The following is a 26,508-nucleotide window of genomic DNA, read 5'->3' on the forward strand; positions in this document are numbered from 1 at the left end:
GACTTTCCTTGAGGCGCCCTGGCCGGGCGCGTGTTGTGGCGATGGGTTTGAGCGATGGGGTTCAGCGTGCCGGCGGGGCCTCCGCACCGCCCAGGTGCCGGGCCAGGAAGGCCGCCATGCGTTCGGCGAAGTCGATGCGGTTCTTCACGTCGAGCAAGCCATGTCCTTCATCCGGGTAGGCCACCCACACCGGCGGGTTGCCTGCCTCGCGCAGCGCGTCGCGCAGCCGTTCCCCGTGGGCCAGCGGCACGCGCCGGTCTTTTTCGCCGACGGCCAGAAGCAGCGGCGCTTTGATGCGGGCCGCCTGCCGCGCCGGTGAGTTCGCGGCGATCAGCGCCGCATCCTTCACCGGGTCGCCCACCATCTCGGGCAGCGTGTGTCGGCGCGCCATGCTGGAGGTGTCGTCGTCCACCCGCCACGAGCCTGCCACGAGCAGATCGAGGTCGGTCACTGCCATGGAGGCTACGCCGCAGCGGTACAGCTCGGGGTGCTTGATGAGCCCCATCAGCGTGCTGTAGCCGCCGTAGCTGGCGCCGGCGATGCAGGCCTTGTCGCTGGCAATGCCTTGCTGCTGCGCCCAGCGCAGCGCGTCGGCCACGTCGTCCTGCATGGCCAGCCCCCACTGCTTGAAGCCGGCGCGGAAGTGGTTGTCGCCGTAGCCCTCGCTGCCGCGGAACTCGGGCTCGATGACGACGTAGCCGCGCGACGCCAGGAACTGGGCCTCGCCGTTCCAGCGCCAGTCATTGCCGCGCACCCACGGGCCGCCGTGCACCAGCATGACGGCGGGCAGCGGCCCCTTGGCCTGCGGGCTGCGCGTGATCCACACCGGCAGGTCCCGCCCGTCGCGTGCCTTGATGCGCTGGAAGTCCAGGCTGGCCATCTCGGCGGCCTTGACGTCCTCGCGCACGCGCCCCACGGCGCGCCAGGGTTTCTCGCCCGCGGGCGGCCGGGCCTGGTAGACCCACAGCTGGCCGGGCTCGCGGTCGCTGAAGCTGGTCACCAGCGCCACCATGTCGGGCTGGCCGCAGCGGCGGCATTGCAGGCGGTTGATGCGCCCGGAAAAGCGCGCATCGGCCTCGGCCTGCAAGGCCTTCAGCGCCGGGTTGAACCAGACGGTGCCTTCGCCGTCCGTCGTCACGTGCACGCCCAGCGCGGCGCCCTCGCCATCGGTGACGATGTGGCCGACGAAGTCGAAACCCGGCGCCGACACCAGCGGCTCCTTCTCCGGCGCGCGCTTCGCGAAGTCGTAGCGCTTGAGCACGCTCTCGCCGCCGCGCCCGACGGACTGCGTGACGAACAGCTGGCCGGCGTCGTCCACGGCCTCGATCTGGAACGGCAGCGCCATCACGCTGCTTTCGTACAGCGGCTGCCAGTCGTCGCTGCCGGGCGCGCGCCAGAAGGCGCCGGCGCGGCCGGCATTAAGCGTGTGGGCCACGCGCAGCTCGCCACGGCTGTCGGTCTCCCAGGTGACGGTGTGCGGCGGGCCGATCACGTCGACCGCCCGCGTGCGGCCCGTGCGGGTGTTCACCCACAGCGGCTTCTGCGCCCGGCGTTCGTCGAGTGCGAACCAGGCCAGCAGCACCTCCTCGTTGGTGTCACCGGCACGCGGCGTCGGCACGCGCAGCACGCGGTGGTTCCAGTCCAGTAGCCGTTCGTTGCGGCCGGTGCCGTCGGTGATGCCCGGCGCCCATTCCCGCCTCACCAGCTGGCGCAGCTGGCTGCCGTCGGGGTTGACGGCGAACAGGCCCGGCGCGCCGGTGTTCATCGCGCTGCCGTCGGACGGGTCCAGCACACTGAACACCAGCCGGTTCTCGTTGACCCACTGCACGCGCCACACGTTGCCGTCGTAGAACTGCGCGGCGCGCACGGACTTGCCCGTGGCGAGGTCCACGACGGCCAGGCCGGCGTGCTTGGCGCCGCGCGACGTGGTAACGGCCAGTTGCCGCCCCGACGGCGACAGCTGGGCCTCGCCGATGTCGGGGTCGCGGTAGAACAGCTCGGCCGGCGGCGGCGCAGCCTGCGCGAGGGTGGCGGTCAGCAGCAGGCCGGCGATGGCGCGGCCCCAGCGGTGGGCAATCGTCATGACAATCCTTCGGGTGCAGCACGCGGTCTGCACGGTCGTCGAGTTACGGCGCCGTCTTCGCGCCGTCGGTCAGCAGGTGCCGGGCCAGGAAGTCCTCGGTCCGGCGGGCGTAGTCGGCGCGGTTCTGCCACAGGCCGAAGCCGTGGCCTTCGCGGGCGTAGGTGACCCAGACCGGCTCGTTGCCGGCCTCGCGCAGCGCGCGGCGCATGCGTTCGCCGTGGGCCAGCGGCACGCGCTTGTCCTCCTCGCCAAACACCAGCATCAGCGGCGCCTTGATGCGGGCGGCGAGATTGACCGGCGAGTGGGCGGCGATCATCGCGGCGTCCTGCTCGGGGTTGCCGATCAGCTTGGGGAGGTGGTACGAGCGGGTCAGGCTGGAGGCGTCGTCCGCCACCCACCAGGAGCCGCGCACCAGCAGCTCCAGGTCCGTCACCGCCAGGCCCGCGATGCCGCAGCGGTACAGCCCGGTGTCGTTGGCCAGGCCCATCAGCGCGCTGTAGCCGCCGTAGCTGTTGCCGACGATGCAGGCCTTGTCGCTGGCCAGGCCCTGCTTCTGCGCCCAGCGCAGCGCGTCGGCCACGTCGTCCTGCATGGCCTGGCCCCACTGCTTGAAGCCGGCGCGGTAGTGCGCCTCGCCATAGCCGGTGCTGCCGCGGAACTCGGGCTCGATGACGACGTAGCCGCGCGACGCCAGGAACTGGGCCTCGGCGTTCCAGCGCCACAGGTGGCCGCGCAGCCAGGGGCCGCCGTGCACCAACACGACGGCGGGCCGCGCGGCCTTGCCGTGGGCGGGCTGCGTGACCCACACCGGCAGTTCCAGCCCGTCACGGGCCGCGATGCGGTGCAACGACAGGCTGCCCATGTCGTCGGCGCGGATGTCGCCGCGTGCCCTGCCCACCAGCTGCCAGGCCTTGCCGTCGGTCGCGCCGCTGCGGTGCACCCACCATTCGCCGGGCTCGCGGTCGCTGTAGGAATGCACCAGCAGCACCATGTCGGGCTGGCCGCAGCGCCGGCAGCTGATGCGGTTGATGCGCCCCGGCAGCGTGGCGTCCACGTCGGCCTGGACGGCTTGCATGCGGTCGGTCAGCCAGGCGGTGGACTCGCCCTCGGCCACCACGCTGAAGCCACGCAGCCGGCCGTCCTCGTTCAGCCGCAGCGCGCCTCGGAAGTCGAAGCCGGGCGTGACCACCAGCGCCTGCTCGGCCGGTGCGCGGCGCTCGAAGTCGTAGCGGGTCAGCACGGCCTGGCCGGCGGCGCCACGGCGCTGCGTCACGTAGAGCGCGCCGTCGGCGTCCACGGCCGTCACGCCAAAGGGGGCTTCGTCGACGAGGCTTTCCTGCAGCGGCTGCCAGTCGTCGCCGCCGGGCTGGTGCCAGTAGGTGGTCTGGCGGTTGCCCTGCACGGCGATGGCCACGCGCGGCTCGCCGAACGGGTCGGTCACCCAGCGCACCACGTCGGCCGGCGGTTGCGCCACGGCGCTCCGCGTGCGGCCGGTCAGCGTGTTCAGCCACAGCGGCGTGACGGTGCGCTGCTCGTTCACCGTCACGCGGCCCACGAGGACTTCATCGCCCGGCTGGCCGCCGCGGGTGAGCGGCACGCTCAGCAGCCGGTGGTTCCACGTCAGCATGCCGGCGCTGCCGGCGTCGTTGACCTGGCGCGTGCCGAAGTTGCGCACCAGCTGCAGGGGCTTGCCACCGTCCGCATTGACGGCGTACAGGCCGCGTGCGCCGATGGGGCGGTCGCTGCCGCTCTCCAGCCCCTGCACGCTGAACACGAGGCGCTCGTCGTTGACCCAGTGCACCTGGGCGACGTCGCCGTCGTGGAACTGCGCGACGCGCCGTGGCTGGCCACCGGCCTGCACGTCGAACACCAGCAGCGACGCATGCCGGGCGCCCAGCGCCCCGGTCATGGCCAGCCAGCGGCCCGACGGCGACAGCTGCACGTCCTGGATGTCGGCGTCGCGGTAGAACGCCTCGACGGGCGGCGGCGCGGCCTGCGCGAGGGTGGCGGTCAACGAAAGGCCGGCGGCGAGGCCGGCCCAGAGGATGAACTGCTTCAAGAATCTCTCCCTGGATGCTGCGTGCGTCTGCGCAGCGGCGGGAGGATAACGGCCTAGTTGCCGGCCGCCGGCGCCAGGTGCCGGGCCAGGAAGGTCTCCATGCGGCGCGCGAAGTCCAGCCGGTGCTCGGGCTTGCTGAAGCCGTGGCCTTCGCCCGGGTAGCTGACCCACTCGGGCGGCCGCCCCACGGCGGCCAGCGCGTCGCGCATGCGCTTGCCGTGCGCCAGCGGCACGCGCAGGTCCTCCTCACCGTAGGCCAGCAGCAGCGGCGCCTTCATGCGGGCGGCCAGCTTGACGGGCGAGTTGGCGGCCAGCATGGCGGCGTCCTTGGCCGGGTCGCCCACCATGTCGGGCAGCGTCAGGCGGCGCGCCATGCCGGTGTCGTCGGGCACCCACCAGGAGCCCTGCACCAGCAGCTCCAGGTCGGCCACGGCCACCCAGGCGATGCCGCAGCGGTACAGGTCCGGGTCCTTGGCCAGGCCCATCAGCGCGCTGTAGCCGCCGTAGCTGGCGCCGGCGATGCAGGTGCGGTCGCTGGCCAGGCCCTGCTTCTGCGCCCACTTCAGCGCGTCGGTCACGTCTTCCTGCATGGCCTGGCCCCACTGCTTGAAGCCGGCGCGGAAGTGGTCGTCGCCATAGCCCAGGCTGCCGCGGAACTCGGGCTCGATGACGACGTAGCCGCGCGACGCGATGAACTGCGCCCAGTTGTTCCAGCGCCAGGCCGTGCCGCGCATCCACGGGCCGCCATGCACCAGCACGACGGCCGGCAGCGGGCCCTGGGCGCCGTCGGGCCGCGTGACCCACACGGGCAGCTCGCGGCCGTCGCGGGCGGTGATGGTCTGCAGGTCCAGCCCGGCCATCTGCTTCGGGTCCACCGCCTCGCGCACGCGGCCGATGGCGCGCCACTTGGGCTCGCCGGCGGCGGGCTGGCCCTGGTAGAGCCACAGCTTGCCGGGGTCGTGGTCGTTGTACGAGTGCACCAGCGCCATCATGTCGGGCTGGCCGCAGCGGCGGCAGTCGATGCGGTTCAGGCGTCCGGGCATGAGCCGGTCGGCCTGGGCCTGGAACTTCTTCATGCCCTCGTCCAGCCAGACGCTGACGTCGCTGTCGGCGCGCGCGTTCACGCCCAGCTGCCGCGGGCCGTCCTTGACGAACTGGCCGACAAAGTCGAAGCCCGGCGTGCGCACCAGCGGCGGGTCGGCGGGTGCCTTGGCCGCGGCGTCGTAGCGGGCCAGCACGCTGTGGCGTTCGCCCTTGGGCACGTGGCTGACGTACAGCGTGCCGTCCGGGTCCACGCTCTCCAGCTTGAACGGCTGCTGCAGCACCGGCGTGTCGAACAGCGGCTGCCATTGCGACTGGCCGGGCGGCAGCCAGTGCGCCTGCACGCGGTCGCCGTTCAGCGTCAGCACGGCGCGGGCCTCGCCGCGGCCGTTCAGCACCCACTGCACCACGCCGGCGGGGGCGCCGGCGGCGGAGAAGCGGCGCGTCATGCCGGTGCGCGTGTTGACCCACACCGGCGCCTGCGTGCCGCGGCCGTCCAGGCTGAACTCGGCCAGCAGCGCCTCCTCGCCCGGCTCGCCGGCGCGGGCCTCGGGCACGGCCAGCAGCTGGTGGTTCCACTCCAGCACGCGGTCGTCGCCGTCGCCGGTGTTGATGAAGGCGCGGCCCGTGCGCTTGACCAGCATGCGCAGGCGGCTGCCGTCGGCGTTCACCGAGAACAGGCCCGGCGCGCGCGTGGGCATGCTCATCTCGGTCAGGTCCACGAGGCTGAACAGCAGCCGCTCCTCGTTGACCCAGCTGACGCGCGCGACGTCGGCCGTGGCCGACTGCGTGGCGCGCGTGAGCTGGCCGCCGGGCGCCAGGTCCAGCACCACCAGGCCCACGCGGCCGGCGCCCTTGGCGGTGGTCAGTGCCAGCCGCTTGCCCGACGGCGACAGCTGCGCCTCGCCGATGTCGTCGTCGTTGAAGAACACCTCGGCCGGCGGCGGCGCGGCGCGGGCGGCGCCCAGCGCGAGGGCCAGCACGGCGAGGGCGCCGGCGTGGCGCAACCAGGTTGTCTGCACGTTGTCTCCTGCGTTTGATAACGCTGTCATTTTTCGCGCAGCATAGGGTCGGAACCGGCGCAGCCTGGGTGCTTGATCCGGCAATCCTCACGTCGCCGCAGCCGATGCGACGCTGCGGGACAATGCCCGGCCATGAGCGGCGCACGGCCGCCCGGAGCCGCTCGCCTCGGAGTGCGAAGCACGGAGATCCCTGAGTTGACTGCTGCTACCCCGGACGACGCCCCCGTCGTCATCATCGGCGCCGGCCTGGCTGGCCTGACCGTGGCCCTGCACCTGGCCGATACCGTGCCCGTCGTCGTGCTGGCCAAGCGCGAGCTGACCGAGGCCGCCACGGCCTGGGCCCAGGGCGGCATCGTCGGCGTGCTGGGCAGCGACGATTCCATCGACAGCCATGTGCGCGACACGCAGGACGCCGGTGCAGGCCTCGTCGACGAGGGCACGGCCCGCTTCATCGCCGAGCGCAGCGCCGCGGCGGTGGGCTGGCTGGTGGCGCAGGGCGTGCCCTTCACGCCCGACGACACCGGCCCCATGGGCCTGCACCTGACGCGCGAGGGCGGCCACGCGGTGCGCCGCATCGCCCATGCGGCTGATGCCACCGGCAAGGCCATCCACGATCAGCTGCTGGCCGTGGCCCGCCGCCATCCCAACATCAAGCTGTGCGAACGCTGGATGGCGCTGGACCTCATCACGTCGCGCCATGCGCAGCGCGACGAGCCGCCGCGCGTCTACGGCGTCTACGCGCTGGACATCGACACCCAGCGCGTCGAGACGCTGGCCGCGCGCGCCGTCGTGCTGGCAACCGGCGGCGCCGGCAAGGTCTACCGCTACACGACCAACCCGGACACGTCGACGGGCGACGGCATCGCGATGGCCTGGCGGGCCGGTTGCCGCGTCGCGAACATGGAGTTCATCCAGTTCCACCCGACCTGCCTGTACCACCCGCAGGAGCGCAGCTTCCTCATCACGGAGGCGTTGCGAGGCGAGGGCGGCCACCTGAAGTTGCCCGACGGCACGCGCTTCATGGCCGCGCACGACGAGCGCATGGAGCTGGCACCGCGCGACATCGTCGCCCGCGCCATCGACTTCGAGATGAAGAAGCACGGCCTGGACCACGTGTGGCTGGACGCCACGCACCTGGGCGAGGCCTTCCTCATCGAGCATTTCCCCACCATCCATGCCCGCTGCCTGAAGCTGGGTATCGACATCGCGAAGCAGCCCATCCCCGTCGTGCCGGCCGTGCACTTCACCTGCGGCGGCGCGGTGACGGACCTGGCCGGCCGCTGCGACCTGCCGGGCCTGTACGCCGTGGGCGAGACCGGCTACACGGGCCTGCACGGCGCCAACCGGCTGGCCAGCAACTCGCTGCTGGAATGCGTGGTGCTGGGGCAGACCTGCGCCGGGGACATCCTGGCGCAGCCGGTGCAGCCCGCTGCGCCGCTGCCGGCCTGGGACGAGAGCCAGGTCGAGAACGCCGACGAGCAGGTCGTCATCGCGCACAACTGGGACGAGCTGCGCCTGCTGATGTGGAACTACGTCGGCATCGTGCGCACCACGAAGCGGCTTGAGCGTGCGCTGCACCGCATCGAGCTGCTGCGCGGCGAGATCGACGACTACTACGGGTCGTTCCGCGTCACGCGAGACCTGCTGGAGCTGCGCAACCTCGTCGACTGCGCGGAACTCATCGTCCGCTCGGCGCTGATGCGCCATGAGAGCCGCGGCCTGCACTACAGCCGCGACTACCCGCAGACGCTGCCGGTGAGCTTCCCGACAGTCCTGATCAGCGAGCGACGAAGACGTTGACCCCTCGCCCAGTCGCGCCACGCTGAACGCGGGCGCGCCTGGTCGGTCCCCGCGGGGACGGCGATGCTTGCGGCGTCGAGCCGCAAGCATCGCCAACCGGGCCGGCTTGGGGCGGCCCGGCGCTCGTCCCGAATACGGCGCTACTCACCGTTCTCCGGCGTTTCGGCAGCCGGCCGCCCGCGCTTGGGCGCCGGGCTGGATGCCGGCTTGATGCCGCGCCGGGCCAGCGCGTCGCGCAGCAGGTACTCGATCTGCGCGTTGGCCGAGCGCAGCTCCTGCGCGGCCAGGCGCTCGATCTGCGCCCACAGCGCGGGGTCCAGCCGCAGCGCGAAGCTCTTCTTGTCGGGGCTGGCCATGCCTGTGCCTCAGCCTGCCGCCAGGCGGTCGCGCAGCAGCTGCGCCAGCCGCTGCGGGTCCCGCGTGCCCAGCCGCAGCCGCCGGCCGTCGCGCAGCGTCAGCCGCACGGCCTGCGTGCCGCTGCTGTTGTAGAGCATGCCTTCGCCCGTCGTGCGGATGCCCCAGCCCTCGAACCAGCTGCTGCGCGCCGGCTCGACGGTGACGATGTCGTCCAGGTCCACCCGCCAGCGCGGCCAGCCCAGCCAGCCGTAGTGCCAGCGCAGGCTGTCGCCGCGCAGCTCGGTCACGAGGCGGCCCAGCAGCAGCAGGATCAGCGCGCAGATCGTGAACACCAGCACCGGCGTGACGGCGTGGGCGGACTCGTGCACCTTGACGGCGAACATGGCGACACCGGCCAGGATGGGCAGCATCAGCCACATCGGCTGGGCCTCGCGCCACACCAGCTCGTCGTTGCGCGAGGTGCGGCGCCGCACGGGAAGCGGTGCAGCCACCGGCGCGCGCCGGCCGAAGTGCCGCTTGAAGGCCACCAGCCACGCCAGGAAGGCGAGCCCCAGCGCCACGCCGCCGGCGATCCACGCGGCGTCCGGCAGCTGGGGCCAGTCGGGATGGGCTCGCAGCAGTTCGCGACCGTGTACCCCGGCGATCAGCAGCGCCAGGCCCAGGCTCAGCACCGCCAGCCGTTCGTCCAGCTGCGCCAGCGTCTGCTCGCGCCGCTCGGGCGCCAGCCAGTAGTCCTTGTCGGGCAGATTCACCAGCGCGGGCGCGTGGCGTGCCGCCAGCAGCGCCGCGCGGATGGCCAGCCAGGGCAGCACCACCGCCGTGCCCAGCATCAGCGCCATGTACTGGTGCCGCGGCAGCGCGTCGTGCGGCGCGCCCACCAGCTCGGGCAGCCAGGGCCAGGTGGCCAGCATGAAGGCCAGCAGCGCCAGCCAGGCCAGGTCGACGACGCGTCGCATGGCCCGCGCCTCAGCTGTACAGCGTGCCAGTGTTGACGATGGGCTGGGTCTCCTTGTCGGAGCACAGCACGACGAGCAGGTTGGACACCATGGCCGCCTTGCGCTCGTCGTCCAGTTCGACGATCTCGCGCTCCGACAGCCCGCGCAGCGCTTCCTCCACCATGGTCACCGCGCCCTGCACGATCTTCTTGCGCGCGCTGATGATGGCCTCGGCCTGCTGGCGGCGCAGCATCACCTGCGCGATCTCGGGCGCGTAGGCGAGGTGGGTGATCTTGGCGTCCAGCACCGTCACGCCGGCCTGCGCGCAGCGCTCCTGCAGCTCGGCGATCAGCGCCTTGACGACCTCGTTCTGGCCGGCGCGCAGCGTGGTCTCGTCGGGGGCCAGGTCTTCACCCTCGTCGTAGGCGAACTGCGTGGCCAGGTGGCGGATGGCCGTCTCGGCCTGGATGCCCACGTAGGTCTCGAAGTCATCGACCTCGAACACCGCCTTGGCCGTGTCCTGCACGCGCCAGACGACGGCGGCGCTGATCTCGATGGGGTTGCCGCGCTTGTCATTGACCTTGATGGCCGGCGCGTTCAGGTTGCGCGCGCGCAGCGAGATGCGGCGCTTCAGCGTCAGCGGGTTGGCCCAGCGCAGGCCTTCGGTGCGGTCGGTGCCGACGTAGCGGCCGAACAGCGTCAGGATGCGCGCCTCGTTGGGCTGCTGCATGTACATGCCGGCCAGCACCAGGATGCCGCCCACGAGCACGGGCACGCCTGCCAGCGCGAACCACGGCCGCCCCTGGATGGCCAGCGCCATGACGGCGAAGCTGCTCGCGATGATGGCCAGCCCCGCCAGCAGCCCGGCGTAGCCGTTGGCCGTGGTGGCGCTGATCTCTTGCCGTTGTCCGTCCTTGTGCATCACGAGTCTCCCGTAAAAGTGATATCACTTTAATTGCATGTTGCAGCCTTGGCTAGGGGGATGGACGTAAAAAAGCCCGCAGGCTGCGGGCTTGTCGGGGAAGGGCGGTGCGCCTACTTGCGCGCCCGCAGCGCGGTGCGCGCCTGCACGAAGTTGAAGGCATACGACACCGCCTCGCTGATGGCGTTGTCGATCTCCAGCCGCTCGTGCTCGGTCAGGTAGAAGCTGAAGTCCACCTCGTGGCGGATGTAGCGCGGCGGCAGGCGGTTCAGCGCCACACAGGCCACGTCGCACAGCAGGTCGTTGCTGTCGGCGAGGTCGGGGAAGTCGGCAGCGGCATCCATCACCGCGGCGAAGACTTCGCGCTCATGATGGTTGTAGAGGGAGCTGAAATCGGCGGGCATGGTGGGCCTCCTCGCGGGGATGTGGGCGGTCGGTGATGCCCGGAGTTATAGCGCGATCAGGCCGCGCCGATGCCCGGGGTCATGCCCGAGGTTTGCGCCTTGCGCGCCGCCGTGAAATCCAGCATGCGGTTGATGCAGCGCTGCGCCTTCACGCGCGTGGGCTCGTCGACGTGGATTTCCGGCTGGCCGCTTTCCAGGCAGTCGACGAGGTTGGCCAAGCCGTTCATCGCCATCCACGGGCAGTGCGCGCAGCTCTTGCATGTGGCGCTGTTGCCGGCCGTGGGGGCTTCGATCAACACCTTGCCCGGCGCCAGCTGGCGCATGCGGTGCAGGATGCCGTTGTCGGTGGCGACGATGTAGGCCGGCGCGTTGCCGTCGACGACGGCCTTGATGAGCGCCGACGTGGAGCCGACGACATCCGCCTGCTCGACGACGCTCTTGGGCGACTCGGGGTGCACCAGCACCAGCGCGCCGGGGTGCTGCTCGCGCAGGATCTCCAGCTCCAGGCCGCGGAACTCGTCGTGCACGATGCAGGCGCCGTTCCACATCAGCATGTCGGCGCCGGTCTGCTCCTGGATGTAGCGGCCCAGGTGGCGGTCGGGCGCCCACAGCACCTTCTGCCCCTTGGCGTGCAGGTCCGACACGATCTCCAGCGCGCAGGAGCTGGTCACCATCCAGTCGGCGCGGGCCTTCACGGCGGCGCTGGTGTTGGCGTAGACGACGACCTGGCGGTCCGGGTGCGCGTCGCAGAAACGCGCGAAGTCGTCGGCCGGGCAGCCCAGGTCCAACGAGCAGGTGGCGTCCAGGTCGGGCATCAGCACGCGCTTCTCGGGGCTGAGGATCTTGGCCGTCTCGCCCATGAAGCGCACGCCGGCGACGACCAGCGTCTGCGCGGCATGGTCGCGGCCGAAGCGGGCCATCTCCAGCGAGTCCGACACGATGCCGCCGGTGGCCAGCGCCAGGTCCTGCAGCGGGCCGTCCACGTAGTAGTGGGCCACGAGCACGGCGTTGTGTTTCTTCAGCAGCGCGGCGGCACGCTCGGCCAGCGCGTGGCGCTCGGGCGCGGTCAGCGGCGCGGGCACCTTGGCCCAGGCGTGTGCGGTGGAGCAGGTGCCGGCGGCATCCTGGCGGGTGTAGTCGAAGAGGGTCTGTTCCATCGGTGCCATGCGAGAGCAGCCCGGATTATCGGGTTTCGGCCGGCGCTAACGCCTGTGTCAGCCCAAGGCCTTATCGTGCGCTCCGACGTGAGATCGAACGACTTCAGGGAGTGAAGCATGAAGGGTGATTGGCATCGTCCGCTGCGGCGGGGCGTGGCACTCGTGAGCCTGGCGCTGGGCCTGTCCGGCTGCGGCGGCGGGGGCGGCGGCAGCGCCGGTGGCGGTGAACCGGCGCCCGTCCCGGTGCCGGCCAGCGAGGTGCCGCTGGCGCTGACGGCGCAAAACGTCGTGCCGGCGGCGTCGGTGGCGGTGGCCTATCCCGAGATCGCGCTGATGTTTGCACAGCTGGCGCAGGACTGGGCCGACACGCTGGAGCGCACGGCCGGCATCGCCGGCACCGGCCCCTGCGACGGCGGCGGCACGCTGGGCCTGCAGTTGCTGGACCGCGATGGCAACCACGTGCCGTCGGCGGGCGACCAGCTCACCGTCACGCTCAGCCAGTGCTATGTGCGCGTGCTGGACGACGTCTTCGACGGCACGCTGACCGTGGACCTCACCGCGCCGGCCGCCGACGTGCGCCGCGCCGGCACCGTGCGCTTCGGGCCGCGTTTCGTCACCGGCACCGCCACCACCATCCAGCTGCAGGGCGAGATCGGCTTCGAGACCCGCGGCGATGCGCTGGGCCACGGCGTGCGCGCGCTGTCCACCGCCACGCCGCTGACGCTGACCGTGACCGACGGCAGGACCAGCGCGCAGGACAGCATCACGCAGCTGGACGCGCGCAAGGACGTGCGGCGCGACACCGCCCGCATCACCAGCAGCTGGAAGCTGCGCATCGCCAGCAACATCCTGGGCGGCAGCCTGCAGGTGTCCACGGCGACGCCGTTCTCCGGCTGGTTCAGCCAGACGCCCGACGCCGGCCGCATCGACGTGGCCGGCGCGGGCTCGGCCTCGGTGCAGGCGCTGACGCCGCTGCTCGGGCTGACGGTGCAGCTGGGCACGGCCACCAGCGTGGTCGCGCCGGTCGACGTCGCCACGGGCTACCTGTGGTGGTCGGGCTTCACGCCGGCTGGGCAGGGCGCGCGTGGCTACGACATGAAGGATGCCGGCCCCAACAACTTCGCCGTGCTGCAGCAGCCGGACGAAGGCCCGCGGTCGCAGACGGCGACGCTGGCCTGGCAGTTCTCGCGCCCGCTGGCCGGTGCGCCGCTGACGGCCACCTTCCAGCGCACCGGCCAGACCACCAGCGGCTACGACTGGACGCCCTACGAGATCCCGGCCGACGTCAGCGCGCAGGGCGCCTACGTCAGCCTCAAGCCGCGCACACCGCTGCAGCCGGGCATCAGCTACCGGCTGCTGTGGTCCACGCCGGACCCCGTGGACGCGACCGGCGCCGCGGCGCATTTGAAGGAGCTGGTGTGGACGGTGGCGGACTCCATCACCGCCAACGCCGGCGGCGCGGCGCCCCGGCTGCTGCTGGGCAATGCTGCCACGCTGGCGCTGGATGGCCGCGCGTCCAGCTCGGCCAACGGCGAGCTGACCAGCGTCGCGTGGCGCCAGGTGTCGGGGCCGGCGCTGCGCATCACCGGCGCCACGACGCTGACGCCGACGCTGGCCATTGCTGCGGGTGCCGGCGACGGCGGCGTCGCCGAGCTGGAACTGGAAGTGCGCAACGCCGCCGGCGAGCTGGACCGCGACCGCGTGCAGGTCACCGTGGCCAACGACGGCCAGCCGTTCCGGCTCATCACCTACCAGCTGCCCGGCGCGGCGCCGGTGGTGCGGCTGGACAGCGGCCCGGCGTCGTCGTCCAGCAGGGCGGCGATCTACCTGGTGGACGGCGGGCGCCAGGTGCTGGATGTCAACCTGGTCTTCCCACGCCTGCTGGCCGGCCAGCCCGGCGCCTGGGCTGCGGGCCAGGCAACCGCCGTCGATGGCACGGTGGCTATCGCCAACCTGATCGATACCGCGGGGCTGCCGTCGGGCTGCACGGCCACCGGCAGCTGGACGGTTGCCGAACTGGTGACGTCGCCCGTGTCGGCCACGCAGCTGTCCGTCGACCGCCTGGCGCTGGACCTGAGCTACAGCTGTGGCGGCATCGGCCCGATCAAGGTGTCGGCCCGCGTCAACAGCAGCCGCGCGCTGCCGTGACGCGCCGGGTCAGGGCAGGCGGATCCAGTCGCCCTCGTTGGCGCGCACGGTGTTGGCGCGGCCGTTGTCGCGGCGGTAGGTCACGGTCAGCGTCTTGCGCGCGCCCGGCGCCGGGTCGATGCCCAGCAGCTCGTTGCTGACCTCGGCCTCCAGCCGGTCGCCGCGCACCCGCGCGCGCAGCGCCTCGCTGACGTCTGCGCGGCGGTTGCCGCTGCCGTAGCTGGCGTTGTCGATGACGAGGCGGCTGCCGCCCGGGCGCTGCGGGCCCCAGCCGTTGTCGTTGCCGCCCCAGTTGCCGCCGCCCCAGCCGATGAACTGCGCGCCGTCGACGACCATGTTCTCGCGGTACTCGAACACACGCTCCTGGCCGCCGCGCTCGCGCGTGACGATGCGCAGCCGCTTGGTCTGGCCGGGATCGGGGTCGATGCCGAAGGTGTCGTTGCCCAGGCGGAAGCGCTGGTCGCGCCGCGCCAGGTCGCGCAGCCGGTCGGTCACGTCCACCTCGCGCTGGCGCGTGCCGTAGGTGGCGTAGCGGATCGTGAACTCGCCGCTGTCGCGGCCGTCGTTGCCGTGCCAGCCGTTCGAGCCGCCGGCGTTGCCCCAGTTGCCGCCGCCCCAGCCGACGAACTGGTTGCCGTTCACCCAGTCGCGTTCGCGGTACTCGAAGGTGCGCTCGCGGCCGCTGCGGTCGCGGGCGAAGATGCGCAGCGTCTTCGTGCGGCCGGGGTCGGGGTCCATGCCGAAGACGTCGTTCTCCAGCCGGAAGCTTTGGTCGCGGCGGGCCAGCTCGCGCAGCCGGCCGGTCACGTCGGCATGGTTGGCCTCGGTGCCGTAGCGGGCGTGCAGGATGACGAATTCCCCGTCGTCATCGTCGCGGGCGGCGGCCGGCCCTGTCAATCCGGCCAGCAGGCCGGTGATCAGGGTGCTGCCGGCGCCCAGCATGCAGTGGCGTCTTCTCATGACGGTTCTCCTTGTTGTCGTCGTTGCGAACAGGATCGTCGCATGCCGGCACAACGCGCTCGCCCGCCGCCGCGCGGACGGCGGGGCGCGAGCCCGGGTAAGGGGAGGTAACGCCGCCGCGGCCGTCAGCGCGCCGGCGGGGTGGGCCGGCCGCCCAGCAGGTACTCCCGGGCCAGCGCGCGCGCCCGGTGCAGCCGGCTCTTCACGTTGGCGCGCGTGAGGCCGGTGCGGGCGGCGATCTCGTCGATGGTCAGCTCCTCGACGTCGCGCAGCAGCATGACCTCGCGGTAGTGCTCTGGCAGCGACTCCAGCGCCGCCACCAGCTCCCGCCGCAGCCCGGGCTCGTCGTGCGAGACCAGCCACTGCGCCAGCTGCTCCTCGTCGTACGGGTCGTAGCGCAGCGCGACGCGGCCCAGCCGCCGGCATTCGCGCTGCACCAGGCGGATGGCCCAGCCCGAGAACGCGGCCAGCACGCGCAACTGCGGCAGCTTGCGCGACACGATGAGCAGCGCCTCCTGCACCGCGTCGTCCACGTCGCTGAGCAGGCAGTGCTGCTGCGCGTAGCGGCGGATGTCGGGGCGGCTGATCTTCAGCAGCTGTTCCAGCGCCTGCGGGTCGCCGCCGTGGGCGGCGGCGAGCAGCGGCTGGTGGTGGGCGGGGAGTGCCACGTCTATTTGAGTTTGCGGCCGACCATCGCGCACGCCGGGCAGTAGCCGAACAGGCCCGACAGCACCAGCCCCGCCGAACTCGCCGCGATCAGCCAGCCGGTCGCGCCGCCCACCATCACGACGCCCGCGCCGGCCACCGCCGCGCCCAGCACCACCCGCAGCACGCGCTCGGCGGGCGGCACATTCTTCACGTAGACCATTTGCAACTCCAAGTGTTCGAGGACGACCCTCGGAAGCTAAGAGGCAGCGGCGGACGCAAAGGATTCGCGGTGGCGAAAATTTTTCAGGCCTCAGCAAAAAAACGGCTCGGCGGCATGCCCACCGTGCGGGTCACCATCGCCGTGAACGCGCTGGCGCTGGCATAGCCCAGCTCGGCGGCGATGTGGCTCATGGGCCGACCGCGGGCGGCCAGCGTCAGCGCGTGGGCCAGCAGCAGCTGCGAGCGCCACTGCGCAAAGCTGGTGCCCAGCTGCTCGCGGAACAGCCGGCTCAGCGTGCGCGGGCTGTAGCCGGCCTCGGCGGCCCAGTCGTCCAGCCCGGCATGGCGGCCCGGTTCGCGCAGCATCGCTTCGCAGAGCTTGCGCAGCCGCGCGTCCTGCGGCAGCGCCACGCCCAGCGCCAGCGGGCGGGCACGGCGCAGCTCCACCAGCATCAGCTGCTCAATGCCGCGGCGCCGCTCGGCGTCGTCCGGCGTCTCGGCCGGCGCGGGGTCGGGGTCGCCGGGCAGGGCAGCCACCAGCTCGCGCAGCAGTGGCGACACCTCCAGCACCCGGCCCACCGCCCAGGCCTCGCCGGCCAGCAGGTCGGGGCCGAGGTAGAGCGTGCGCAGGTCCGCCTGCTCGATGGCCGTGACGGCGTGCACCAGCCCGGGCGGGATCCACACCGCCCGCGACGGCGGCACGATGTAGGTGGAGGCCTCGGTGCTCACGCGCACCGCGCCGGTCATCGAGAACACCAGCTGCGCCCAGTCGTGCCGGTGTGGCTGGATGTCGGCCAGGTGCTCCAGCAGCCGCGACTTGGCGCGCAGCGGCCGCTCGGCCGTGGGGGCGAAGCGCTCGGGGGCGAAGGCGGGGAAGCTCTGGCGGCTGGCCATGGCTGGATTTCGATAGAACTTGACGAACCATCGTAACCGAGCCGGTGCGGGCGTCCCCAGAATGGCGCCGATGGATACCGCCCTCCCAGCCCTCGACGCCGGCCGCCAGCGCCGCAGCGACATCACGACGATCTCCACCATCGGCGTGGCCCACGGCACGTCGCACTTCTTCCACATGCTGCTGCCGCCGCTGTTCCCGGCGTTCATCCAGGCCTTCGGGCTGAGCTATTCGGAGCTGGGCCTGCTGGTGACGACCTTCTTCGTCATCTCGGGCGCCGGCCAGGCCGCGTCGGGCTTCATCGTCGACCGCATCGGCGCGCGGCCCGTGCTGTTCGCGGCGATGGCCAGCTTCTTCCTGGCGTCGGTGGCCGCAGGCCTGGCGCAGGGTTTCGGCGGGCTGATGCTGGCCGCGGCGCTGGCCGGCGTGGGCAACGCGCCGTTCCACCCGGCCGACTTCACCATCCTGAACAAGCGCGTGTCGCAGCCGCGGCTGGGCCATGCGTTCTCCGTACACGGTATCAGCGGCAACCTGGGCTGGGCGTTCGCGCCGGTGTTCTCCATCGGCATTGCCGAGGCCACCGGCAACTGGCGCTTCGCCTACGTGGGCACGGCGCTGGTGGCGCTGGCCGTCATGGCGCTGCTGTTCTGGCAGCGCTCGGCCATCGACGACCGCCAGGGCTCCTGGGGCCACGCCAAGCCGGCGGCCGGCGCGAAGGTCGAGCACCCGATGGCCTTCCTGAAGCTGCCGTCGGTGTGGCTGTGCTTCTCGTTCTTCTTCTGGAGCACGGCGGCGCTGTCGGCCATCCAGAGCTTCGCCAGCCCGGCGCTGCGCCAGATGTACGGCCTGCCGCTGTCGCTGACGGCCTACGTCGTCACCGGCTACATGCTGGCCGGCGCGGCGGGCATGGTGTGTGGTGGCTTCCTCGTTGCCCGGGCTGAGCGGCTGGAGCGCACGATCGCCATCGCGCTGGCGCTGGCGGCCGCGCTGCTGCTGCTGACGGCCACCGGCTGGCTGCCGGGGCTGCTGGCCGCGGCGGTGGCGGCGCTGGCGGGCTTCGGCACCGGGCTGGCCGGCCCGTCGCGCGACATGCTCATCAAGCGCGCCGCGCCGCCCGGCGCCACGGGCCGGGTCTACGGCACTGTCTATTCGGGGCTGGACATCGGCTTCGCGCTGGCCGCGCCGGTGTTCGGCGCCATCCTGGACCACGGCATGCCGCGCGGCGTGTTCGCCGGCTCGGCGCTGGCGCTGCTGCTGGGCGTGGCGTCCGCCGGGCTGGTGGGGCTGGGCCTGGCGCGCCGTTCGACGGCGGCCACCGCGGCGGCCTGAGCGCCGCCCCATGCCGTCCACGTCGCACTGGCTGTTGTTCGCCGCCGCGGCGTTGCTGATGGCCGTGACGCCGGGGCCCAACATGGTCTACCTGATCTCGCGCGCCATCTGCCAGGGCCGTATGGCGGGCGTCATGTCGTGGCTGGGCGTGGTGCTGGGGTTCACCGTGCACATGGTGTGCGCGGCGGTGGGGCTGACGGCGCTGTTTCTGGCCGTGCCGCTGGGCTACGAGCTGCTGAAGCTGGCCGGTGCGCTGTACCTGTTGTGGATGGCCTGGCAAGCGGTGCGGCCCGGTGCGCGCTCGCCGTTCGAGCCGCGGCCGCTGCCGCCCGAGCGGCCGGCGCGGCTGTTCACGATGGGGCTGTTGACGAGCATCCTCAATCCCAAGGTGGCCGTGTTCTATCTGTCGGTGCTGCCGCAGTTCGTCTCGCCTGAGGGCGGCCCGGTGCTGTTGCAAAGCCTGGTGCTGGGCGGCACGCAGGTGGGCATCGGCGCGTCGGTGAACCTGGGGGTGACGCTGTGCGCGGCCGGCATGGCGCGTTGGTTTGCGCGCAACCGCTTCTGGCTGTCAGTGCAGCGCTACGTGATGGGCCTGGTGCTGTGCACACTGGCCGTCAGGCTGCTCGGGCAGCAGCGCGGCACGGTCTGACAGCGACCGGTGCCTGCCGGCCCTACCATGCGCGCCACCGCCCGCTTCCGGGCAGACCCGCCGCGCCGCATGAACTTCAAAGACTTCGTCACTTCGCCCCGGCTCGAGAACAACGCCTTTCTCGCGCTGCTGGTCGCGGTCAGCCTCGCGTTCGTCTGGATCCTGCTGCCCTTCGGTGGCGCGGTGTTCTGGGGCGCGGTGATCGCCATCGTCTTCATGCCCGTGCATGCCCGGCTGCTGCGCCGCTGGCCGCAGCGGCCCACGCTGGCGGCGTTGGTGACGCTGTCCCTCATCGTGTTCATCGTCGTGCTGCCCATGGCGCTGCTGGCCACGATGCTGGTGAAGGAGGGGGCGGCGCTGTACCAGCGCGTGCAGTCCGGCGAGACCAACTTCGTGCGCTATTTCGAGCAGGTGGTGGCCGTGCTGCCGGGGTGGCTGCATGACCTGCTGGCGCATTTCGGGCTGACCGACTTCAACGAGTTGCAGGCCCGCATCACCGATGCCGTGGCGCGCGGCAGCCAGGCGATCGCGACGCAGGTCTACAGCGTGGGCCAGAACGCGCTGGACCTGGTCGTCGGCTTCTTCGTCATGCTGTACCTAGCGTTCTTCCTGCTGCGCGACGGCATGGCGCTGAGCCGGCGCATCCGCGCCGCCGTGCCGCTGGCGCCCGAGCACCGGCGGCAGCTCGCTGGCAAGTTCATCACGGTGATCCGCGCCACCGTGAAGGGCAACATCCTCGTGGCCGCCACGCAGGGGGCGCTGGGCGGGCTGGCGTTCTGGTTCTTCGGCATCAAGGGCGCGCTGCTGTGGGCGGTGATCATGGGCTTCCTGTCGCTGCTGCCGGCCATCGGCGCGGGGCTGATCTGGCTGCCGGTGGCCGTCTACTTCCTCGTCACCGGCGCGGTGTGGCAGGGCGTGGCACTGATCGCCTACGGCGTACTGGTGATCGGGCTGGTGGACAACGTGCTGCGGCCCATCCTGGTGGGCAAGGACACGCAGATGCCCGACTACCTGGTGTTGGTCTCCACCATCGGCGGCATGGCGGTGTTCGGCATCAACGGCTTCGTCATCGGCCCGGTCATCGCGGCGATGTTCATGGCGGTGTGGGACCTGTTCGCGACGGCCCGCGAAGAAGCCGCCGCGTCGGAGGGCTGAGAGATGTCCACGCCGTTTCGTGCAGCCGTGGTGGTGGCGGTCTGCCTCGCCGCAGGGGGGCTGGCCTGGCACAACCGGGCACAGTTGCAGGCCTGGGCCGGGGCGGCGCAGTCGGCGGCCGCGCCGGCCGCGGGGCCGCTGCGCAAGTGCGTCAACGGCCAGCAAGTGACGTACACGAACGCGGCCTGCCCGGCCGGGCACAAGGAGCAGGCCGTGACGGCGCCCCCCGTCAACGTGGTGCCGGCCACGCCGGTGCCCAAGCCGGCGCAGGCGGCCGGCAGCGGGCCGCTGCTGCACCAGGTGCTGGACGTGAAGCAGGACACCACGCTGAAGGACAAGATGATGGAGCGCGCGATCGACGGCGGGCGCTGACGGCCGTGCCGGCTAAAGTCTCTACATGACTAGACAAGAGACATCCCCCCGTCTCGCCGGCCACAAGCTGGTGGAGGCGCTGATCGCGCAGGGCGTCACCGATGTGTTCGGCGTTCCTGGTGAGAGTTACCTCGCCGTTCTCGACGGCTTCCACGAGCACGGCGACAAGATCCGCTTCGTCGCGTGCCGCCAGGAGGGGGGCGCGGCCTTCATGGCCGAGGCGCAGGGCAAACTGACCGGCAAGCCCGGCATCTGCTTCGTCACCCGCGGCCCCGGCGCGACGAACGCCAGCATCGGCCTGCACACGGCCTTCCAGGACAGCACGCCGATGATCCTGTTCATCGGCCAGGTCGCCAGCGACCAGCGCGACCGCGAGGCCTTCCAGGAGGTGGACTACCGCCAGATGTTCGGCCCCGGCACGCTGGGCATGGCCAAGTGGGTGGGCGAATGCCACGACGCCGAACGCCTGCCCGAGTACGTTGCGCGCGCCTTCCACACCGCGATGCAGGGCCGCCCCGGCCCCGTGGTGCTGGTGCTGCCCGAGGACATGCTGACCAAGCCGATCTCGGCGCCCGTCGTCGCGCCCGCGCGACCCGCCGAAGCCGCGCCCACGCCGGCCGCGCTGGCCGAGCTGCGCGAGCGCCTGGCCGCCGCGAAACGGCCGCTGGTCATCGCCGGCGGTGGCGGCTGGACGCCCGAGGCGACCACGGCGCTGCAGTCGTTCGCCGAAGCCTGGCAACTGCCGGTGGGCTGCGCGTTCCGCTTCCAGGACCTGTTCGACAACGCGCACCCGAACTACGCCGGTGACGTCGGCATTGGCATCAACCCGAAGCTGGCGGCGCGTGTGAAGGACGCCGACCTCATCGTCGCCATCGGCCCGCGCCTGGGCGAGATGACGACCGGCGGCTATACGCTGCTGCAGGCACCGCGGCCGGCGCAGCAGCTCATCCACATTCACGCCGGCGCCGAGGAGCTGGGCCGCGTCTACACGGCCGAGCTGCTCATCAACGCGAGCATGAGCCAGGCCGCGCCGGCGCTGGCCGCGCTGATGCCTCCCGCCGACATTGGCTGGCGCGACTGGACCGCCGCCGCCAACGCCGACTACCGCGCCAACCTGCAGCCCACGCCGGTGGCGCCGCTGGACATGGCCGAGGTCATCCACCTCATCGACGCGAAGCTGCCCGAGGGCACCATCTTCACGAACGGCGCCGGCAACTACAGCGGCTGGCTGCACCGCTTCCACCGCTACACGGCACTGCACCGCTTCGGCAAGACGCAGCTGGCACCGACCTCCGGCGCGATGGGCTACGGCGTGCCGGCTGCCGTCGCGGCGGCGCTGCTGCAAGACCGCTGGGTCGTCAACATCGCCGGTGACGGCGACTTCCTGATGACCGGCCAGGAGCTGGCCACGGCCACCGGCTACGGCGCAAACAAGCTGCTGGTCGTCGTCGTCGACAACGGCACCTACGGCACCATCCGCATGCACCAGGAGCGCGAGTACCCCGGCCGCGTGTCGGGCAGCGACCTGTTCAACCCCGACTTCGCCAAGCTGGCCGAGGCCTTCGGCTTCGTGGCCTTCAAGGCCGACAGCACCGAGCAGGTCGGCCCCGCGCTGGACGCCGCCATCGCCGCGGGCAGGCCGGCGTTGCTGCACCTGCGCCTGTCCAGCGATGTCTCCACGTCGCGCTCCACGCTGACCGCCATCCGCGCGGCGGCGCAGCAGCGCCTGGGTGGCTGAGGCACAATGCGGCCGCGATGAAGAACCCCGCACGCCAGCAGCGCAGTACGCCCACCGCCGACACGGTGGCGGGCCTGCGTGCGGCCGTGGCCATCCAGCGCCCGGCCGCAGACTCCTGAGCCCGGCGATCTCCGTTTCTTCCCTTCATCTGCGCAACCTCGATCGCCGGGCCCCCATGCCGCGCGATGCCGTGCCGCCGCCGCCCCTGTGCCTTGGGCGGCATGGCACTGATCGAGGTCTGCGATGCCTTCCTTCCCCGCCTCCGTCGATGCTGGCGAGCGCCTGCTCAGCGAGCTTGACCACCGCCGCCTGAGCCGCCTGCCGGATGCCTGCGGGCATCCGCCGCTGCAGGACCTGCTGGACGCCGCCGAGCTGCTGCCACCGCGGCAACTGCCCGCCGACGTCGTGTCGATGAACTCCGAGATCGAGGTGCTGGGCCCGCGGCCCGGCCAGCAGCAGCGGCTGACGCTGTGCTACCCGGCCGACGCCCGGCCCGAGCAGGGCCGCATCTCGGTGCTGTCGCCCGTGGGCCTGAGCCTGCTGGGCCGTGCCGTGGGCCAGCGCGTCAGCTGGCAGGCCGGCCGTGCCAGCGGCCAGCTGCTGATCCAGGCGCTGCCCTACCAGCCCGAGGCCCGCGGCCACTTCGACCGCTGACAGCCGTTTCTTCCACGCATCCAGCCCGCCACCGGCCGGCTGGCGGCCGCCCCTGCGCGGCGCATTGCTCCGAGGTTTCTCCCATGCAAGCTTCCATCCTTCTCGTCACCGACTTTTCCCAGGCCGCCGAGGCGGCCGCGCAGCGCGCCGTGCTGCTGGCCCGCCAGCGCGGCGGCGAGCTGCTGCTGGCCCATCTGGCCGCCAGCGGCCCGCCCGACGTGGCCGAGCGCCTGCCCCGCTACGCGGCCATGCTGGCGCGCCGCCACCGTCTGCCCGTGCGGCTGCTGGGGTCGGCGGATCTGCCCGAACTGCGCCGCCTGGCCGCCGCCCAGGCCGGCCTGCTGGTGATGGGCTGGCCGCCGCCCGCCCCGGGCCGCTGGCCGGGCGCGGCCAGCCTGTTCGCCGCCCGGCTGCTGTGGCGGCTGGCGTGCCCGCTGCTGGTGGTGCGCGGGCCGGCACGGCACGCCTATTCACGCCTGCTGGTTGCGCTGGGGCCGGCACCGGCACCGGCGCCGGCCGCCGGCCTGCTGCGCGTGGCCGCCGACATGGCACCCGACGCCGAGCTGGAGCTGTTCCACGTCATCGACACGCGGCAGGAGGCCCATCTGCGGGCGGCGGAGGCCAGCTGGCGGTCGCTGCGCGAATACCGCGAGGCGCTGGACCTGCACGGCCAGCGCCACCTGCGGCGTCTCAGCGGTTCGCTGGACGTGCGCCGCAACCGGCTGATGTACACGCTGGGCCGGGGCGACCCGGCGCAGCAGATCCTCGTGCAGCAGGAGGATGGCCGCGCCGAGCTGGTCGTCACGGGCCGGGGCCGGCGGCCGGCGTGGCAGGAGCTGCTGCTGGGCAGCACCGCGGGGCGGCTGCTGAGGCACCTGCGCTGCGACCTGCTGGTGTGGCCCGAGCCGGGTGACGCGCGGCCCTGCCAGAATGCGGCGCATGCAAGAAGTCGCCTTGGAACTCCGCGGTGAGTACATCGAACTGGACAAGCTGCTGAAGGCCACCGGCCTGGCGGACAGCGGCGGCCAGGCCCGCGCGCTGATCACGGCCGGCGAGGTGACGGTGGATGGCCAGGTGGAGCTGCGCAAGACCGCCAAGATGCGCGCCGGCCAGGTGGTCGAGTTCCGCGGCCAGCGGGTGCGCGTCACCGCCCCCGCCTGACGCAAGCACGGCCCCGCGGGGCCTCCGGGCAGACCCGCTCCCCCGTTCGGGTGGCCTCAGGGATTGCCCCGCGTTGACCGGGTCGACTGAAAACGAAACACTGTTCCAACTGTTCGCCGACCACGGGATATCCACGGGCACCGCCGGGTGACCGTGCCCGGGCCGGCTGGGGCAGTGCAGGGCGCCTGCTGCGCCCGCTTTCCCTGAGTCCCCCCGCGAGCCGGTGCCGCGCGGGCCTCACACCCCTCACGGCCTGCCGCCGGTTCCACCGCTCCCTGATCGCCTGACGCTGCGCGGCCGACCCCTGACGGGCCGGGCGCCGGGCGGGCTCGCGCCTGCACGCCACGTTGACGACGGCAGGGAGCGGCATGCACGACCCACCACAACGATGGCGCGCCAACACCGGTGCGCCCAGGAGACAAGCCATGACCCCACGCATGCCCGCCCGGGGCCTGCTGGCCTCGTCCATCTCGCTCGGCCTGCTGGCCGCGTGCGGCGGCGGCCAGGACGCAGCGCCCGACGCCACCGCCAGCGCCTTGCAGGCCGCCCAGCCGGCGTCGGCCAGCCCGCTGGCCGCCGTGGTCGCCACCGACGGCCCCACGGCCCGCGCGCTGGCGGCCCGCGAGCCGCGGCCCATCACGCCGGCGCCTGCGCCGGTCATCGACGCCGTCACGCTGACCGATACCAGCGCGCCGCTGCTGTTCGACGTCGGCACGCGCAGCTATGCCGCGCCCACGACGATCAGCGGTCTGCACAACCCGGCCAACTACCGCGCCGCGCCGCGCCTGCCGGCCTGGCAGTTCGCCACCGTGGACCCGACCAACGGCCAGCTGACCTTCGAGCGCGAGACCGCGCCCGACATCGGCTGGCATGGCCAGTCGCGCAAGGGCAAGGTGAGGGTGACGGGCGGCGCGTCGGCGGCGGCCCATCGCGTCTACACCGTGTTCAACAAGGAGCAGCTGCTGGCGGCGCTGCGCGAGGCGAAGAACGAGCCCAAGATCATCCGCATCGTGGGCCACATCGACTTCCGCTGGCGCGACAACAACACGGTGTTCGAGGAGTACACCGGGTTCCTGGATCAGAAGAACGGCGGGTCGTTCTCCATCCCGTCGAACACGACGCTGGTGGGCATCAACGACAGCAATGGCCGCCCGGCGCGCATCACCGGCACGCAGATCCTGATCGGCATCGAGGCCGCCACGACGGCCGCGGGCGCCGAGGCGGATTTCAAGAAGTGGGTGGCCGACGGCAAGGACCCGGAGGCGTTCCCGACCTGGACGCGCAACATCATCGTGCGCAACCTCGCCATCGACACGCCCTGGGACGTGAACCCCGAGGACAGCGACAACGCCTACATGGACGGCATCGCCGTCACGCGCGGCCAGCAGATCTGGATCGACCACGTGTCGATCAGCGACGGCGACACGCCCGACTCGCTGGCCAGCGACACGCGGCATGACGGCGCGCTGGACATCATCCGCGGCAGCGACTACGTGACCGTGTCCAACAGCGTCTTCAGCAAGCACCACAAGACCACGCTGGTGGGCAATGGCGACTCGGGCCGTGCCTGGAGCGACGCCGGCCGCCTGCACGTGACGATGACGGGCAACTGGTGGGACCACCCCTACAGCCGGTTGCCGCTGGTGCGCTTCGGCCAGCTGCACATGTACAACAACCTCGTCACCGGCAGCACGACGACGGACGACGCCGACCGGAAGTTCGGCTCCGGGCTGGATGTGCGCTACCAGTCCGACGTCCTCGCCGAGAGCAACTTCTACGAGTTCACCGGCCTCAAGCCCAAGGAGGTCTGCGGCAAGCTGGCGGGCGGCAAGCAGGCCCTGAGTTTCCGCAGCTCGGGCCACCGCTTCATCAGCGACAAGGACGACGCCGGCAAGCCCATGACGGGTGCCATCGACATCGAGCTGCAGGGCTGTGATGACCTGCCGGTGGCCCAGAACTGGGTGCCGCCGTATGCCTACACGCTGCGCAGCGCGGACGCGGCGCGCGGTGCCATCCAGGCCTTCGCGGGTGCCGGCCGGCTGGGGCTTTACGCGGCCAGTGGCCCGGTGCCGGCGCCGCTGCCCAGCTCGCCGGCCCCCAGCCCGGTGCCCACGCCGCCGGCCCCCGCGCCGACGCCGACGCCGGCCCCGCCCGCGCCGACCCCCGCGCCCACGCCCAACCCGCCGCCGTTGATCCCGGGCACGGCCTGCACCGCCACGCTGCCCTGCGGCGACGGCAGTGGCGAGGCGGTCATGAGCCCGCTGGTGACCGCCGTGGTGCCGGCCACCAGCTACGTGCAGGCGACGGGCACCTACACGCTGTCGGGCGCGGGGGCGGTGGCCTCCGGCACGTCGTATTCATTCAGCACCAAGTACACCGCGCTGATGGGCGACTTCACGTTCACTGCGCGCGTCGTGCGCCAGGGCGGCAGCGGCTCCGGCGGGCGCGCCGGCGTTGTCGCGATGGACGGCCTGGCCGGTGCCCCCGCCTATGCCTGGACCGCCCGCTACGCGTCCACCGGCGAGATCCGCGCGGCCACCAACGGCAACAACCGCTCCAACCTGTCGGGCTTCGACGCGTCCACGCCGCCGGTCTGGGTGCGCGTGCAGCGGCGCGGCAACGCGGTCTATTCCGCCGCGTCCAGCGACGGCGTGACCTGGGCCGAGAAGACCAACTACAGCACCACCGCCACGACGCTGTACGTGGGCCTGGCACTTTCGTCGGGCAGCAACAACACGGTCACCACGGCCGATTTCGACAACGTGACCGTCGTCGGCGGCGGCCGCTGACCGGCGATCAAGGA

General features: G+C 72.1%; 23 protein-coding genes. 11 read left to right on the forward strand and 12 right to left on the reverse strand.

The annotated features are described in order from the left end of the window. Positions 1-61: 61 nt before the first annotated feature. Genes AC1Q7O_RS03510 through AC1Q7O_RS03520 form a run of 3 tightly spaced genes read right to left on the reverse strand, consistent with a single transcriptional unit; the run spans position 62 to position 6,205 of the window. Entirely contained in the window at positions 62-2,083 is a 2,022-nt protein-coding gene (locus tag AC1Q7O_RS03510) for a S9 family peptidase (RefSeq protein ID WP_492659083.1), read from the reverse strand. A gap of 43 nt (positions 2,084-2,126) precedes the next feature. Then, entirely contained in the window at positions 2,127-4,142 is a 2,016-nt protein-coding gene (locus AC1Q7O_RS03515) for a S9 family peptidase (protein ID WP_492659084.1), read from the reverse strand. Between the two features lie 53 nt (positions 4,143-4,195). Then, positions 4,196-6,205 (reverse strand): alpha/beta hydrolase family protein, encoded by a 2,010-nt coding sequence (locus AC1Q7O_RS03520; protein ID WP_492659085.1) that lies wholly within the window; start codon positions 6,203-6,205, stop codon positions 4,196-4,198. Positions 6,206-6,280: 75 nt separating this feature from the next. Between AC1Q7O_RS03520 and nadB the strand changes: the two genes are divergently transcribed. Then, on the forward strand, positions 6,281-8,005 hold the full coding sequence (gene nadB / locus AC1Q7O_RS03525) for an L-aspartate oxidase (RefSeq protein ID WP_492659234.1): 1,725 nt from the start codon (positions 6,281-6,283) through the stop codon (positions 8,003-8,005). 140 nt (positions 8,006-8,145) lie between these two features. On the opposite strand, the gene AC1Q7O_RS03530 is transcribed toward nadB, so the two are convergent. From AC1Q7O_RS03530 to nadA, 5 genes are all read right to left on the reverse strand, one after another. Next, positions 8,146-8,361, reverse strand: coding sequence for a type II toxin-antitoxin system antitoxin (locus tag AC1Q7O_RS03530; protein ID WP_394514281.1), 216 nt, complete (start codon positions 8,359-8,361; stop codon positions 8,146-8,148). Between the two features lie 9 nt (positions 8,362-8,370). After that, entirely contained in the window at positions 8,371-9,318 is a 948-nt protein-coding gene (locus AC1Q7O_RS03535) for a hypothetical protein (RefSeq protein WP_492659086.1), read from the reverse strand. Between the two features lie 10 nt (positions 9,319-9,328). Beyond that, positions 9,329-10,219 (reverse strand): SPFH domain-containing protein, encoded by an 891-nt coding sequence (locus AC1Q7O_RS03540; protein ID WP_492659087.1) that lies wholly within the window; start codon positions 10,217-10,219, stop codon positions 9,329-9,331. Positions 10,220-10,332: 113 nt separating this feature from the next. Next, complete coding sequence (locus AC1Q7O_RS03545) at positions 10,333-10,623, reverse strand: late competence development ComFB family protein (RefSeq protein WP_394514275.1); 291 nt, start codon at positions 10,621-10,623, stop codon at positions 10,333-10,335. 56 nt (positions 10,624-10,679) lie between these two features. After that, on the reverse strand, positions 10,680-11,780 hold the full coding sequence (gene nadA, locus AC1Q7O_RS03550) for a quinolinate synthase NadA (protein ID WP_492659088.1): 1,101 nt from the start codon (positions 11,778-11,780) through the stop codon (positions 10,680-10,682). 117 nt (positions 11,781-11,897) lie between these two features. On the opposite strand from nadA, the gene AC1Q7O_RS03555 reads away from it, so the two are divergent. After that, a complete protein-coding gene (locus tag AC1Q7O_RS03555; RefSeq protein ID WP_492659089.1) occupies positions 11,898-13,928 on the forward strand; it encodes a hypothetical protein in 2,031 nt (676 codons plus the stop codon). A gap of 9 nt (positions 13,929-13,937) precedes the next feature. Here AC1Q7O_RS03555 and AC1Q7O_RS03560 read toward each other — a convergent pair whose 3' ends face one another. The 4 genes from AC1Q7O_RS03560 to AC1Q7O_RS03575 form a co-directional block, all read right to left on the reverse strand. Then, complete coding sequence (locus tag AC1Q7O_RS03560) at positions 13,938-14,888, reverse strand: hypothetical protein (RefSeq protein ID WP_492659090.1); 951 nt, start codon at positions 14,886-14,888, stop codon at positions 13,938-13,940. A gap of 125 nt (positions 14,889-15,013) precedes the next feature. Further along, positions 15,014-15,556 carry an RNA polymerase sigma factor gene (locus AC1Q7O_RS03565; protein ID WP_492659091.1) on the reverse strand — a complete coding sequence of 181 codons (543 nt, stop codon included), beginning with the start codon at positions 15,554-15,556 and terminating at the stop codon, positions 15,014-15,016. 2 nt (positions 15,557-15,558) lie between these two features. Beyond that, the gene (locus tag AC1Q7O_RS03570; RefSeq protein WP_492659092.1) at positions 15,559-15,756 is read right to left on the reverse strand and encodes a YgaP family membrane protein; all 198 of its coding nucleotides are present in this window, start codon (positions 15,754-15,756) and stop codon (positions 15,559-15,561) included. 83 nt (positions 15,757-15,839) lie between these two features. Beyond that, positions 15,840-16,649: an AraC family transcriptional regulator gene (locus tag AC1Q7O_RS03575; RefSeq protein WP_492659093.1), complete on the reverse strand. Its 810-nt coding sequence runs from the start codon at positions 16,647-16,649 to the stop codon at positions 15,840-15,842. 70 nt (positions 16,650-16,719) lie between these two features. Here AC1Q7O_RS03575 and AC1Q7O_RS03580 point away from each other — a divergent pair, with 70 nt between their 5' ends. The 9 genes from AC1Q7O_RS03580 to AC1Q7O_RS03620 all read left to right on the forward strand — a co-directional run bounded on the left by AC1Q7O_RS03580 (position 16,720) and on the right by AC1Q7O_RS03620 (position 26,494). Beyond that, positions 16,720-17,976 carry an MFS transporter gene (locus AC1Q7O_RS03580; protein WP_492659094.1) on the forward strand — a complete coding sequence of 419 codons (1,257 nt, stop codon included), beginning with the start codon at positions 16,720-16,722 and terminating at the stop codon, positions 17,974-17,976. Positions 17,977-17,986: 10 nt separating this feature from the next. Then, a complete protein-coding gene (locus AC1Q7O_RS03585; protein ID WP_492659095.1) occupies positions 17,987-18,625 on the forward strand; it encodes a LysE family translocator in 639 nt (212 codons plus the stop codon). Between the two features lie 69 nt (positions 18,626-18,694). Beyond that, entirely contained in the window at positions 18,695-19,780 is a 1,086-nt protein-coding gene (locus tag AC1Q7O_RS03590; RefSeq protein ID WP_492659096.1) for an AI-2E family transporter, read from the forward strand. A gap of 3 nt (positions 19,781-19,783) precedes the next feature. Then, positions 19,784-20,152, forward strand: a complete 369-nt coding sequence (locus AC1Q7O_RS03595; protein ID WP_492659097.1) for a hypothetical protein — start codon at positions 19,784-19,786, stop codon at positions 20,150-20,152. A 25-nt stretch (positions 20,153-20,177) separates the two neighbouring features. Beyond that, positions 20,178-21,890, forward strand: coding sequence for a thiamine pyrophosphate-binding protein (locus tag AC1Q7O_RS03600; protein WP_492659098.1), 1,713 nt, complete (start codon positions 20,178-20,180; stop codon positions 21,888-21,890). A 243-nt stretch (positions 21,891-22,133) separates the two neighbouring features. Then, positions 22,134-22,544, forward strand: a complete 411-nt coding sequence (locus AC1Q7O_RS03605) for a GreA/GreB family elongation factor (protein WP_492659099.1) — start codon at positions 22,134-22,136, stop codon at positions 22,542-22,544. Between the two features lie 83 nt (positions 22,545-22,627). Continuing rightward, positions 22,628-23,515, forward strand: a complete 888-nt coding sequence (locus AC1Q7O_RS03610) for a universal stress protein (protein ID WP_492659100.1) — start codon at positions 22,628-22,630, stop codon at positions 23,513-23,515. Further along, positions 23,484-23,705 (forward strand): RNA-binding S4 domain-containing protein, encoded by a 222-nt coding sequence (locus AC1Q7O_RS03615; protein ID WP_492659101.1) that lies wholly within the window; start codon positions 23,484-23,486, stop codon positions 23,703-23,705. The genes AC1Q7O_RS03610 and AC1Q7O_RS03615 overlap by 32 nt, the downstream gene beginning before the upstream one ends. A gap of 425 nt (positions 23,706-24,130) precedes the next feature. After that, positions 24,131-26,494, forward strand: a complete 2,364-nt coding sequence (locus tag AC1Q7O_RS03620; protein WP_492659102.1) for a pectate lyase family protein — start codon at positions 24,131-24,133, stop codon at positions 26,492-26,494. Positions 26,495-26,508 lie beyond the last annotated feature (14 nt).

The organism is Roseateles sp. GW823-FHT07B05 (assembly GCF_058794515.1).